Annotated in this window: 25 protein-coding genes and 1 pseudogene; 5 read left to right on the top strand and 21 right to left on the bottom strand. The window is 40.4% G+C overall.

Annotation, left to right across the window (positions count from 1 at the left end):
• The 20 genes and pseudogenes from GWJ05_RS06665 to GWJ05_RS06580 all read right to left on the bottom strand — a co-directional run.
• Positions 1–213 (bottom strand): annotated as a pseudogene (locus GWJ05_RS06665) (lysis protein); the annotation flags it as partial.
• A gap of 1 nt (position 214) precedes the next feature.
• A complete protein-coding gene (locus GWJ05_RS06660; protein ID WP_161681236.1) occupies positions 215–547 on the bottom strand; it encodes a M15 family metallopeptidase in 333 nt (110 codons plus the stop codon).
• Positions 544–879, bottom strand: a complete 336-nt coding sequence (locus GWJ05_RS06655; RefSeq protein WP_115370795.1) for a phage holin, lambda family — start codon at positions 877–879, stop codon at positions 544–546. Before GWJ05_RS06655 ends, GWJ05_RS06660 begins: the two co-directional genes overlap by 4 nt.
• Positions 880–1,047: 168 nt before the next feature.
• The gene (locus GWJ05_RS06650; RefSeq protein ID WP_161681235.1) at positions 1,048–1,293 is read right to left on the bottom strand and encodes a hypothetical protein; all 246 of its coding nucleotides are present in this window, start codon (positions 1,291–1,293) and stop codon (positions 1,048–1,050) included.
• Between the two features lie 310 nt (positions 1,294–1,603).
• A complete protein-coding gene (locus tag GWJ05_RS06645) occupies positions 1,604–2,359 on the bottom strand; it encodes an antitermination protein (protein ID WP_161681234.1) in 756 nt (251 codons plus the stop codon).
• Positions 2,356–2,547 carry a hypothetical protein gene (locus tag GWJ05_RS06640; protein WP_161681221.1) on the bottom strand — a complete coding sequence of 64 codons (192 nt, stop codon included), beginning with the start codon at positions 2,545–2,547 and terminating at the stop codon, positions 2,356–2,358. The genes GWJ05_RS06645 and GWJ05_RS06640 overlap by 4 nt, the downstream gene beginning before the upstream one ends.
• Positions 2,537–3,130, bottom strand: a complete 594-nt coding sequence (locus GWJ05_RS06635; protein ID WP_161681233.1) for a recombination protein NinG — start codon at positions 3,128–3,130, stop codon at positions 2,537–2,539. Before GWJ05_RS06635 ends, GWJ05_RS06640 begins: the two co-directional genes overlap by 11 nt.
• The gene (locus tag GWJ05_RS18775) at positions 3,102–3,236 is read right to left on the bottom strand and encodes a hypothetical protein (protein ID WP_443094228.1); all 135 of its coding nucleotides are present in this window, start codon (positions 3,234–3,236) and stop codon (positions 3,102–3,104) included. Before GWJ05_RS18775 ends, GWJ05_RS06635 begins: the two co-directional genes overlap by 29 nt.
• Positions 3,237–3,241: 5 nt before the next feature.
• A complete protein-coding gene (locus GWJ05_RS06630; RefSeq protein ID WP_161681232.1) occupies positions 3,242–3,904 on the bottom strand; it encodes a metallophosphoesterase in 663 nt (220 codons plus the stop codon).
• Positions 3,901–4,299 (bottom strand): hypothetical protein, encoded by a 399-nt coding sequence (locus GWJ05_RS06625; RefSeq protein WP_161681231.1) that lies wholly within the window; start codon positions 4,297–4,299, stop codon positions 3,901–3,903. Before GWJ05_RS06625 ends, GWJ05_RS06630 begins: the two co-directional genes overlap by 4 nt.
• A gap of 35 nt (positions 4,300–4,334) precedes the next feature.
• Positions 4,335–4,457, bottom strand: a complete 123-nt coding sequence (locus GWJ05_RS18665; protein ID WP_259344581.1) for a hypothetical protein — start codon at positions 4,455–4,457, stop codon at positions 4,335–4,337.
• Positions 4,454–4,897 (bottom strand): YbcN family protein, encoded by a 444-nt coding sequence (locus tag GWJ05_RS06620; RefSeq protein ID WP_161681230.1) that lies wholly within the window; start codon positions 4,895–4,897, stop codon positions 4,454–4,456. Before GWJ05_RS06620 ends, GWJ05_RS18665 begins: the two co-directional genes overlap by 4 nt.
• A 9-nt stretch (positions 4,898–4,906) precedes the next feature.
• The gene (locus GWJ05_RS06615) at positions 4,907–5,137 is read right to left on the bottom strand and encodes a hypothetical protein (protein ID WP_161681229.1); all 231 of its coding nucleotides are present in this window, start codon (positions 5,135–5,137) and stop codon (positions 4,907–4,909) included.
• Positions 5,134–5,391: a DUF551 domain-containing protein gene (locus tag GWJ05_RS06610; protein ID WP_161681228.1), complete on the bottom strand. Its 258-nt coding sequence runs from the start codon at positions 5,389–5,391 to the stop codon at positions 5,134–5,136. Before GWJ05_RS06610 ends, GWJ05_RS06615 begins: the two co-directional genes overlap by 4 nt.
• A 52-nt stretch (positions 5,392–5,443) precedes the next feature.
• Entirely contained in the window at positions 5,444–5,659 is a 216-nt protein-coding gene (locus tag GWJ05_RS06605) for a hypothetical protein (RefSeq protein WP_161681227.1), read from the bottom strand.
• 19 nt (positions 5,660–5,678) lie between these two features.
• Complete coding sequence (gene rdgC, locus GWJ05_RS06600; protein ID WP_161681226.1) at positions 5,679–6,590, bottom strand: recombination-associated protein RdgC; 912 nt, start codon at positions 6,588–6,590, stop codon at positions 5,679–5,681.
• Positions 6,591–6,600: 10 nt separating this feature from the next.
• A complete protein-coding gene (locus GWJ05_RS06595; RefSeq protein ID WP_161681225.1) occupies positions 6,601–7,287 on the bottom strand; it encodes a replication protein P in 687 nt (228 codons plus the stop codon).
• Positions 7,284–8,216, bottom strand: coding sequence for a replication protein (locus tag GWJ05_RS06590; protein ID WP_161681237.1), 933 nt, complete (start codon positions 8,214–8,216; stop codon positions 7,284–7,286). Before GWJ05_RS06590 ends, GWJ05_RS06595 begins: the two co-directional genes overlap by 4 nt.
• Positions 8,217–8,406: 190 nt before the next feature.
• The gene (locus GWJ05_RS06585; protein WP_036935825.1) at positions 8,407–8,748 is read right to left on the bottom strand and encodes a CII family transcriptional regulator; all 342 of its coding nucleotides are present in this window, start codon (positions 8,746–8,748) and stop codon (positions 8,407–8,409) included.
• 134 nt (positions 8,749–8,882) lie between these two features.
• A complete protein-coding gene (locus tag GWJ05_RS06580) occupies positions 8,883–9,083 on the bottom strand; it encodes a helix-turn-helix domain-containing protein (protein WP_036935823.1) in 201 nt (66 codons plus the stop codon).
• 99 nt (positions 9,084–9,182) lie between these two features.
• On the opposite strand from GWJ05_RS06580, the gene GWJ05_RS06575 reads away from it, so the two are divergent.
• From GWJ05_RS06575 to GWJ05_RS06565, 3 genes are all read left to right on the top strand, one after another.
• A complete protein-coding gene (locus tag GWJ05_RS06575; protein ID WP_036935821.1) occupies positions 9,183–9,815 on the top strand; it encodes a LexA family protein in 633 nt (210 codons plus the stop codon).
• Between the two features lie 348 nt (positions 9,816–10,163).
• Positions 10,164–10,436, top strand: a complete 273-nt coding sequence (locus tag GWJ05_RS06570) for a hypothetical protein (protein ID WP_161681208.1) — start codon at positions 10,164–10,166, stop codon at positions 10,434–10,436.
• A gap of 10 nt (positions 10,437–10,446) precedes the next feature.
• On the top strand, positions 10,447–10,608 hold the full coding sequence (locus GWJ05_RS06565) for a hypothetical protein (RefSeq protein ID WP_161681206.1): 162 nt from the start codon (positions 10,447–10,449) through the stop codon (positions 10,606–10,608).
• Here the strand turns inward: GWJ05_RS06565 and GWJ05_RS06560 are convergent.
• Positions 10,589–10,870, bottom strand: coding sequence for a hypothetical protein (locus GWJ05_RS06560; RefSeq protein ID WP_161681204.1), 282 nt, complete (start codon positions 10,868–10,870; stop codon positions 10,589–10,591). The two genes, GWJ05_RS06565 and GWJ05_RS06560, sit on opposite strands and share 20 nt — an antisense overlap.
• A gap of 166 nt (positions 10,871–11,036) precedes the next feature.
• Here GWJ05_RS06560 and GWJ05_RS06555 point away from each other — a divergent pair, with 166 nt between their 5' ends.
• Both GWJ05_RS06555 and GWJ05_RS06550 read left to right on the top strand, forming a co-directional pair.
• The gene (locus GWJ05_RS06555) at positions 11,037–11,312 is read left to right on the top strand and encodes a hypothetical protein (RefSeq protein ID WP_161681202.1); all 276 of its coding nucleotides are present in this window, start codon (positions 11,037–11,039) and stop codon (positions 11,310–11,312) included.
• A gap of 34 nt (positions 11,313–11,346) precedes the next feature.
• Complete coding sequence (locus GWJ05_RS06550) at positions 11,347–11,511, top strand: hypothetical protein (RefSeq protein ID WP_087726527.1); 165 nt, start codon at positions 11,347–11,349, stop codon at positions 11,509–11,511.
• Positions 11,512–11,547 lie beyond the last annotated feature (36 nt).

Raw genomic sequence — 11,547 nt, 5'->3', positions numbered from 1 at the left:
TGCACTGGCTAACTCCTGTGAGTGACGAATATCGAGTTGATTTAATCGAGTGATACGGGCTTGGTAGTCTTTGTTGATGTTGATTTGCTGTGATAACTGATTGGTTGCTGTGTTGTAATCTTTGCTCAGTTTGTCGTAATCATCTATTACCCACCATAGCCAGAATGCAGATATTGCCAGTAGTCCAGCTAATACCTTAGTTAGCGTGTTCATATCACTTAACGCCATTGTGCTCTAACGAGTAGTGATTACCGTCATTGAAACGACCACCCCATGTACCGCCGATAGATTCCCAGTATTCGCCAAGCAATTTATGATCACTTGATGCTGTTAGATATTTACCGTCTTTAAATAGGTTGAAATCCACAGCTAGGCGTTGTGTATGTAAGCTGTTTTTAATACCCGCACCTGATTTAGCATTTAACTGTGCTTGCTCTGGTGTTCGGTATGCTTCCGAGAATGTCAGCTCATATCCGTTGTCGTAGGCAAAAATAATTAAGTCCGCAATCATGCGAGTGAACTTGCGTTGCTTCTCACTAAGTGTCATTTGTTAACTCCGAATTTATTTTTGAAGAACGACATTACCGCTTCCACGATTGCACCGATTTTCTTAGTACCTAGGAAGCCAATAAACACACCAAAAAACTGAGCCAAGCTGATAGGCAACTTTGCATACTCCAAAGCAGTAATGATGCCGATACTGATAAAGGCACATATAGCCGCCTCAGCTAGAGATGCCTTCCATCCCGAACCTTCTCTTTTTTCTCTGGTAAAAGCAGTCATTCCGGCTAACAAAACGCCAGCGATAAGTGGCGCATTTATTGTTATCCAGTCCCAGATTTGCACCCAGAATTCTGTATTTTTTTCAGGCATGCGCATACTCACCCCCTGCGGAGTGTTCCGTAATTAAAGTTAATAGGACGCCGACTCACAGCTCTTGCGTGAACGTGATGTGTTGTGATTGATTCTGTGGTCGGCATATGCGAAACCATTTCGAGCATATTCTCGACATGGTAGAAATGAAAAAGGCCGCATAAGCGACCCATGTTAGTTTGATTTTAATCCGCGACTGATAACCCGAACCGTGTCACCGACTATCGTTGTAATGTAAGCATGATCTGTACGCTTAATATCAAATGATGGGATGGCGTCTTTCTTTGTGTGTTCAACCCGCGCTACGATATCTTTATTTTCTGATTCAGGATAAAACTCTAAACGGTACATTTCACCTAAGCAGTGGACTTCTTCCACTTTACGACCTTCACGTTCAGTGATTAATTTAAGTGCGTACATAATTTCGTTCCTTATTTTAGATAATAAAAAAGACCGCCTAAGCGATCTTCTGAATGTGAACTATCCGGAAATTCCGGATGGTTGGATTACCACAATGCAAATAAGCACTCTGGAATAATATCAAAAACTTATTCCCTCGAATTCGGGGGAATTAAAATGGTGGAATTACACCAGATTAGATAACAAAAAACCCCGCCAAAGCGAGGTCTTTAATTCTTTTAACGTTAACGAAATGGCAATAACCCATCGTTAGAACGATATTTACACAGAAAAGTGCAAAAGTCAATTCATTCGTTAGAAGTATTCGTTTTTAATTTGTTACCTTTTTTAGTATGTAATCTGCGTTACTTTCTCCTTTTTCACACTCAACTGCCAATGACTCATAAAATTTACTAACTGAACGCTTCCATTGATCAATCGTAATTCCTAAATGAGATACGGATTGAAAAGCCTTTGATGCAGGTATTCGCTCATAGCCACGACCAGAGCAACGCTTACAAGGCATACTGACAGCCTCACCAGTTAACCTTAGCGTTTCCTTGTCTATTGCCATACCACGCCCTTTGCAGTCATTGCACGCACAAGAAACATAGCCTTTACCATTACATTTATCGCAAGCGCATGACTCAGTGTCATCAATAATGCGAACTTCTTTACCAAAGACTTTTTTAACCTTAACCGCCTTTATCTTAAAGCCTGATCCATTGCACTTTACGCACTCAGTAACACTTGATGCCGATCTGCAATAATCTGCATAAGCGAATTTTGCGAGTATTTGCATTACCTTTCGCTTAACATTCATATCGAGTTTGCGTAAGGCTGGAACCTTGTCGCAATGATTCAATGCATGCCGAGTTAAAAGTTGTATCGCTTTGTCTCTGTCATTTCGGCTTATTCCCATCTTCCCCAAGAATGCTGAATAGCCGAATGACTCTTTACTCTGACACATGCCAAAAGCACCCATGACATCAGTGCCGGTTAATCTATCTGGCGATGTCGAGCTGGGCGCATCTGATATCGAAGTAGTTTTAGCGAAGTGATATTTAACAGCACTTTCTAGATTCATCTCGCCTCCGGTAATACTGTGTGATAATCATCATTCGCAGTTGTATATAAAACCCTGACACCATCCATCAGCCCGCTGACTACTTCCATGTAGTCCATAATCTGCATTACACAGAAGTTAACTCGACCACCTGATTTGGATTTTAAATATCTTGCTTCTTCAATAGCTGCGATTAAGTCAGTGAACATCTTTCAGCTCCTTTAACTTGGCTCGGTAGTGATCACGTATCCGCTCATAATCCTCGCGTTTCCATTTTGGCAATTCATGAGAGCCCATCAGACGATCGAAACGCTCCTGACCAATTTTCTCTATTAGTCGAGGTGTGTAATTTTCGATATTTCCCGATAGATGGTTATTACATGGTGCGCATTGCTTATGGACGTTATCTTCATCAAACCTAAGCTCTGGGTTAGCACCGGTTGTTCGATAGTGTCCTGCGTGATACTGACCTTCGTGAAAACGACCACACGAGATGCAAGGCTCATCCTTATCTCTTTCTCTGATGAATGCGTTGAATGCGGTCTGTGCTTGTTTGGTGAAATATGAGAGGGGTTTTACTGCTAACTTGCGGGCTTTGAGTTTGTCTTTTGCTTTAACTTCCTTTTCTCTTTGCTCCTTTTTACGTTTCGCTAATGCTTTTTCTTTCTCCTTGTTTCTTCGCTTTATCGCTAGTTCTGCTCCGTGTTCTGGACAACACCACCAAATATTACTGTATTTAGGGTGAAACCATTCTCGGCATATTTTACAGCGCCGTCGCCTTAGCTTCTGCATCTCCCTCTCCTTTGATTTTATCCATCGCTTCCAAATGAGCGTATTCATCAGCACACTGGGCACACACGTAAACTTCATCATCTGTTAGCTGTTTATTGCATGACATGCAGTTCATTTGATTTGCCTCATAGTTAGCCCATAACCAAACACTGCCCCAGTATCGATGTATTCCTGATTAGCGCGCTTTTCGATACCTTTAATCATTGGTGTATGCCCAAATAGAAATAGGTCAGCACCTTTAATCTCACGGACGTTATCGTCACCAATGCGCTCACGACTCCAAATGACATACTGCTCTTCTACTGGCTTTCCGAACTCGTATTCATCGGATGGATAATCAGCATGTGCAATGACTGTCTTTTTGCCGTCAGCGTTTACTTCGATTATTAGCGGTAGTTGCTCCGCTTTAGCTAAACAAGCTCGGGATAAAACTTCGTTATCGTAGTCCTGCATGAAAAACCAATTACCACCGTTGTATAGCCAGTTATTGACATCCCCACCATTAAACAAGGCATCAATAGCCATTTGCTCATGATTGCCGCGAACTGCTCTAAACCATTTTTCATTAATCAAGTCTAGGCATTCGACATTCTGATCACCCCTATCGATTAGATCACCAACTGAAATCAATAAATCTTTTTCTTTATCAAAATCAATTCTATACATATTCCTTTTTAATAAATTGAAACACCCGTGAATGTCACCAATCACCCAAATATGCCGATATTGATCACCATTGATTCGGAGGTAAATTCCGTTGCGCTCTTCACTCACGCTCTCACCCCACTCAATAATGAATCAAACTTCATCAACATCGGATTCCCCATGCCTGAGACGTTGGCCTTATCGACAAATGACAATCCACACATAAAATCATCCAGCACTTTCCTAGGTTTCTTTGCTTCAACCTTCTTTGCTTTTGGGAAGAGTGGGAGATTAGCCAATCGCTCTTTTTCAAACTGACTTCTCAGTCGAGTAATTGCATCGTCTGTTACTGCGTAGTTATTGATTGGGCGAGTGCGTTTACGGCTCTTTGTTTCAACATGCTCTACACACTTAAATGCAAGTAGCTTTCTTAGAATCGTTCCGACTCTTGCGGGTGTTAGCCCTGTTACCGCTGAAATAGTGTTGTGATTAAACGAGATAAACTCACGACCAACAACTATCACCCGCGCATAAGTCCTGTATTGTTCTTCGGTCATAATCACTTCCTGTTTAAGTTGTAACGGTTGATGTGCTCACGGCGACTTTCTTCGATAAATCGAACCAACTTCTGAGCTTCTTCTAACTTCTCGTCATATTGCTTTAACTTTTCTTCTGGCGTCATTCGTCTTGTTTCCTTTTCAATTTCATATACTCACTGTTATTAGGTATCGTCACGAAACAATTTATACCTACCGCCCAGCGTTCAACCTGCTCCATGAAGTGGAACATTTCACCTGTATCAAGTTTTGATGTTTTTCGTAGTGTCCTTACGCGCTCTGTAAGCTGTGTAGTAACGTCAACCATATCGACTACCTCGTAACCTAGGAACGAGTGCTTAAGCATTTCCTTAACGGTTTCCGGTGTGTAATTGGCGTTGTTCTTACATAGGTATTTGCTTATCTCTGAGCACCACAAATGAAAAGTGGAATTCTGAGATAGTGAACGCTTGTTTTTCCAAGGCTTGATGATGATCCGGTGTGGTTGGTTTGTTGATAGAACTTCTTTGAGGTGTTGCCATGCGGTATTTTTGGTTGATTCGTGGAAGAGAAAATCTGCTTCCAAGTTAACCTCCTATATTAACGGCTCCCGTAATCCTGTTTTCACATATTTGATATTGTGGGCAACTAAAATCTCCCACTCGTCATAATCGTTACCGAAAAAATGACCTCCTGCCCAAGCTCCATCACTGTCTTGGTCATTAAGTATGAAATCCCATTGCTCATCGTTAAGTTTAACTAAACGGGCAACGTTAGCGTCGAACGCCTGTTGCTTAATCATTCGTGCAAGTGGTGACTCCATCATTCACCCTCTGGCATTGGTGGGCTAAGCATTGGTCGCCAATGAGTTATCATTGAGTAGTCATCATCCTCGATGAAATCCTCACCGCAACTTATGTAATTATCGAATGAGATTGACCATGTCCAACCTTCTCCGCATGTATCAGAGCGCATAAAAACGTGGTATACAAACTCTTCACCTCTGAACCACCCAGCAATTACTGGCTTATCCATTTCAGGCAATCGCTCACTCACCTTAACCCAATTAGTTCCCTGCATTAGATGCCTCCTGCTGATATTTTGCATTGTATTCATCAATTTTCTTTTGAAGTTATTCTTCACTTTTTCGATACTTAATGAATGCGCATTGGATTTTCATTAACCTGATCATCACATTACCCCTCGGCATTAACTTTTCCCTGTATTTCAAGTGAGCTCTAAAGAACGGCATTGAATATTCACTATCAATAGGATGTTGTCTATCAGCCAATGCCATTGCTTGTAAGTCATATCGATTAATTAGCTCTCTTAACGTTGTTCCTTTCATCTAAAAATCCTCTTGCGTGTTAAGCCTTAGCTTCGCCACCTAGCGCAGATACTAATTCATCGATTAGTACGGAAAACTCACCAATAAACAGAATGAAATCAGCATCAAATCGTTGAGCGTAATCATCATGATGAATGTCGTCGTTATGCTCTTTCAAAACATCAGATAAGCTGATTTTCTTAAGCATAAGGCTATCAGTTAATGTGAAATTGATACGCTCTTGCCACTCCATAGATAACTGTGTAACAAATTTTCCAGCTTCAATATGAGTGACAATTTCATCGGAAGCTAAATCTTGCTTTTTAAACTTGGCAATACCGCCTTCCTCTAACACCGCTTTTAATTCAGCTTCGTCATGAAGCATAAATCCTGCTGGGGTATCATTATTACGAACCCATTCGGTAAGTGTTAGCTCGACTGGTTGCTCGGTGTGAAGTGGAATGACTGGCAATGAGCCCAATGTCTTACGAAGTAATGCAAGTGAATCTTCTGCGCGTTTAGAGCTACTGGCATCAACGATAATTCTTTGTTTATCCAAGTCAATCCAGATCTGAGTTTGAGAATACTTACTGAATGCGCGAGGTAAGAGAGAGTGAATGACTTCATCTTTTAATGTCGCTTTTTCTGTCTTTCTCAGCTTAACACCTTGCTCACTTTCGAGTTTTTCAATTTTTCCTTGTAGAGTTTCCTTGATAACTGTCGATGGCAATATTTTTTCTTCTTTTCTGAGGCAGAGTAAAATCTGATTGCCAGCAACGTGAGTTAACATCTCACCGTGATTACCAAGTGGTGACACCCAACCAGAGCGACTCATATCTTGGCTACTGCATGGTGTAAATGCTAAAGTTTTTAATGCCTCTTCAAGTTGTTCTGCTGAAATTTGAATGTCACGAGTCATACGATATACAATCGCATTTTTGAAAAAGTTCATGTTTATTTCCTTAAATAGATTTAGGGTTAAGATTTAATTTCTTTCTAATTGAAGCAAGGTGTTCTAATGATCTTTCTTTGCTGGTTGGAATGTATAACTGAGGTATTTGCTTAACTGGCGCTGGAATATTTTCACCTGATTTAATTCTTGAAGTCATACTCCGCAACTCTTTGGCACAAAGCTTTTTAACTTCACTATCCGTTAGGCTTTTACTTCGCATATCAGAGTAGATTTTAGTCACCATCCAGTAGCAAGCATTTGAAGGCCATTTCATTTCACGCCAGCCACGCATTTTGCAGTATTCCCGATAGATTTCGTAAAGCTGCTCCTCATTAGGTAATCCAACTGCTAGAGATTCACCTTGTTTGCACCATTGAATAAATTGACCAGGAGCAGGAAGGAATGGATTCTCTTGCTGTCTGGCAATTTTCATCCCTGCGTTAATTTGATCTATCGTGCGGATATTGTTTTCAGCAAATGCTTTTGTCCACTGGCGTTTAAACTCGTTTAAATCCTCCTGATCTTTGAAGTTTGCCATTGACGCTGGAAATGTTGCTCGAAGTTGTTTGAATAACTCATTGAATACTTGAGCGGTATGCTCTCTGACTGGCTGTGTTTGCTGTAATGGCGCTGAATTGCTCATTGCCTGTAATGCTCTACCATCCCGTTGCTGAATGGCAGTAACAAGTGATTTCATATATCAACTCCCTCCATCCATTTTGTGTCATCAAAATCTATTTTCGATTTCTGTTGGGTTGGATTGCTGATCGCAGTTTTACGATTAGGTTGCTGACTTTGAATAATCAGTGTTGGCCATTTCTCACGAAGTTTTGCAGGTGACAATACGTTGCTACACCAGAACGAATCACGATTAGCCCACTTGAACATTCTGCAAATATCTTGGTGTGTATGCCCGTCTAATTGTCTCATCAGGCGAACATCGTTAGCCCATGTTGACCAGTTAGGCTCTTTAGCTGTAGGGCTTACAATTAACACTTTTTCGTAAATCCATTGAGCAGCCTTTAGATCTTCAGCACTACCCCATTTATCCCCTTTCTCTGAACTAACAGCAGCGCCAGGTTTTACCTTGCGAGGCACAGAAGATTTTTTTCTCGGACGATCATTTAATAATTTATTATTAAATATATATTGTTCATGATGTGCGGGTTCATGTGCGTTGTTATGTGCGGGTATGTCATCTAAAGGAGCGTGAATACTGGCTTCATCATGTGCGTTGTTATGTGCGTACTTATGTGCGGGTACATTGACTGAATTTTGAGCATAATCACTGTAATTTGTGATGGTTATCACCGTGCCTTTATGCTTCTCTCCTTCGATTGAAATCATCCCCTCACGAACAAAAACAGCCAGCATTCGATTAACCGTATCTCTACTGGTTGGCTTGCCGTTCCTGTCGCACAGGTTTAGCCCTAGATTGGCTGGAGTGGTAACCAGTTGACCAGCCTTTAAATGCCATATATGACCTTTGTAGTTGGCTGTGTATGGCTCGCTCTGAGCTTCTAACAATAAGTTTTCCCACAGTGCTCTAAGATAAACATCTTTAGCCCATGACTTATTTTTTATGCTCCTGTACAACGGGATGAAACCTAGTTTCTGGTTTTCCACCCTGTTGCTCCTTTGTTGTCTTGCAACACCAAGATCGTAGAATTTAGCTGTATTCACCACGACCTCCATATCTGTTTGTTAAGTAAACAGAATTCATATATAATTACTCCATTAATTAGCTGTATCAGCAAAAGGAAAGCTAAATCAGCTTCCCTTTAATACTGGTTATTGATACAGTGTATTTGTTAAGTTAAATGGTTAAGTCCATTTGTTGAGAAGCCTCACCATTCGCCGTGGTTGAGGTTTTTCTTTTTGGTGCTTTGACATGTTCAAGCATCTGAATTAACGCCCTAGCCTCATCACCCTGCAATATCACTGTGTCATCTGGTGTCTCATACCCAATAGCAACTAAAAGCCTTGCACAACGTTGTATGAAGCTTAATTGCGTTTTAGATTGTTGAGATTGCCAGCGAGATATTTGTGATTCGTGAATACCCGTCCTTTTCGCTACTTCTCTAGCGCCAGTAACAAGTATCCCTTTCATGATTTTTGATTCGATTTCTCGAAATTTGCGTTCGTTTGATAGTTCCATTTGTTAAATTCCTTCTTAGATTACTTCCCATATTGGGAACAGCAGTAATGATCCGTGGCTCATTCCATATGAGCGGATTGTTTGCTCTGAGAATTTACTCTGAGCAGGCTAGTGATGTTAAAGAGCGATTCGTGTTACTTTGTTCCTGATTGCAACCATTGAGGATCGCAATTTAACGCTTTAGATAACTCAAGAATGAAACGTGGTCGCTTCGTATTTCCTGATTCAATTCTTTGAATTGATTGTTGCTTGATGCCAACAAGTTCAGCTAATTGAGATTGAGTCATTTCAAGCTCACAACGTTTTGCTTTTACACGTTGAGAGATAGTTTCCATACGGCTTTCTCCTATACAGTTTTACCTGTATTAAATAACAGATAAGCCTGTTTGTCAAATACAGTATTTACTGTGAGAATACTCACAGGAGGGAGTACTATGAGTCTTGCAGATAGAGTTAAATCGCGAAGAAATTTACTGGGGCTTACTCAAACAGAAGCCGCAGACAAAGCAGGCATAAGACAACAGTCTTGGGCATCAATTGAAGATGGGAAAACTAAGAAACCTCGCAATATTATTAGCATTGCTAAAGCTCTAGAATGTGATGCAGGGTGGTTGATGACTGGAGATAACATTCAACCAATTTCAGAGGTAAACACAAGAAAAATACCTCTTATAAGTTACGTTCAGGCGGGAAATTTGGCTCATAGCATTCCTATCACAGATTGTGATGGTTCTTTTGAATATATACTTACAGATCAAGATTTATCACAAGATGCATTTGCATTGAGAATTCAAGGGGATTCAATGGAGCCTGATTTTAAATCAGGAGATATTGTTGTTATTGACCCTGAAATAGCTCCAAATCCTGGTGAATTTGTTGTGGCCTCGAATGGTGATAACGAGGCAACTTTTAAGAAATATAGACCAACACATATTCATATAGATGGAACAGAGCACTTTGAGTTAGTACCATTAAATGATGACTACCCTATACTAGATAGCGAAAAAGGCTCTTTAATTATCATTGGCACAATGATTGAGCACAGAATTTATCGTAGAAAAAGATAGACCACACTACATCTCACACAAACCTGCCTAACAAGCAGGTTTTTTTGTATCTAAATTCCATTAAAAATCATAATAATACAGATTTGTTTGTATTATTACAGTTTTACCTGTTGACCAAATACAGTTTTATCTGTATCTTTTAACTCATCGAAGGCAAGGAGCCATAGATAAACAGGATGTTCGCTCTTTTACAATTAAGAACGCTCAGAATAAATTTTCAGAGCAACCACTGAGTGGTTTTTGGGGTTATGTGTGCCAACGGCAAGCCTAGAAGCGACAGGGTAGATTTTCACAGAGACCTGTAAGGCGTGAAACACATAACCACCAAAGATCACTTAGGAGGTAAATATGGCAACAATAACTTTTAAAGAGAACTCAAAAATTCGCAGACGCAGAAAGCAAGGTGAGTTTTTGGCTCGAAAGATAGCTATGAGAAGTCGCTCAGTGGAAGAAATTTGGGATTCGATATTTGGCGTTGAGAAGAAAGAACGCCCTGTTCTATCTCTCAAACCAACAAAGCATTATCCAAGTGGAGATAACTGTTGCTTACCTAATGTAGCAGTATTTTCAGGAGTTAAAACAAAACATCCGAGCAGTGAGTTCGGGGTGACGGCGAGATAGGAGATACGCAATGGGAGAATTTGAAAGCTTGATTAATACAGTAGAAAAAAATGAAGGTATTTCGCGAGATGAGGCAATAAAGCTGGTTGTAAAGTTAATTAACAGCAAACAAACCAGCTTACCTAAAGATGAAGCAGTAATTGGTCAAGATATTAGATTTTATCTAAGTTAGACCACTTTCTACCGGCTGATTCAGTAACTAATACTTTAGCATTAGCTTTTACTGATTTGGCGACGTTAACCGCTGATTGAAAGACACCATCAATGTCAAGATCTCCATCATAGTTATATTCAGCATCTGGAAGATTGAACCATACTCCATCATCACTTTTTATGTACTTATGGAATCTATTATTACTCATGCGCTCATGCAGACTCTGATAATCATCGTAATCAGCATTTGGTAATTCAATTCTGACTGTATACCGAGGCATTTAAATCATTCCTTATTTTGACTGTGGAATAACCAATATATCAATTTTCCTTGACTGTGGAAAGTGAGGAACCACCTCGCCTGACGTGGTTAAAAGCAGGCACAGTTAACTAATCCCAGTCCATTCGGTGGACTGTGGTGAGTTGATTAATAGATAGGAGATAGAGATGGAAATATGGTTTAAGGAATTTGAGTCACATGGGCGTCAGATTCTAATCAAGAAAGCTCATGACGCAGATGAGCAAAAAGTTGGAGTGCAGTATTGCTGGCCTGAGAAAATTTTCGATGTCGATTTTGGATTATGGATAGATTACGACGACGATGATGAGGAAAGCTTTAATGAAGCGGAAGAAGCACGCAACAAGCTATTCGACACCATCGATCAGGAAGCAGTAGATACCACAGTGAGTAACTTAATTCAAAAACCCAAGCTTGATAATTAGCATCGTGTTTAGTTAATAACGGAGGGAGTATGACATGCCAATGTTCAAAGTGGCTTGTAAATGGAATGGCGAGCCTTGGGAAAAGGATATTGAAGCAGAAGATGAAGGTGATTGCGCAGAGCATATTTATTTATGGGCTGTAATTGGAGCAAAAGCCAATATCACGGAATTAGATATCAAAAAAATACCTCAGCAGTAACCCACCGCACCAACACCAGATAACCACCCTATCGCT

The sequence above is a fragment of the Proteus sp. G2626 genome (assembly GCF_009915985.1).
Taxonomy (GTDB): Bacteria; Pseudomonadota; Gammaproteobacteria; order Enterobacterales; family Enterobacteriaceae; genus Proteus; species Proteus vulgaris.
The sequence above is the reverse complement of the archived record's forward strand: the minus strand, read 5'-3'. Positions and strand labels throughout refer to the sequence as shown.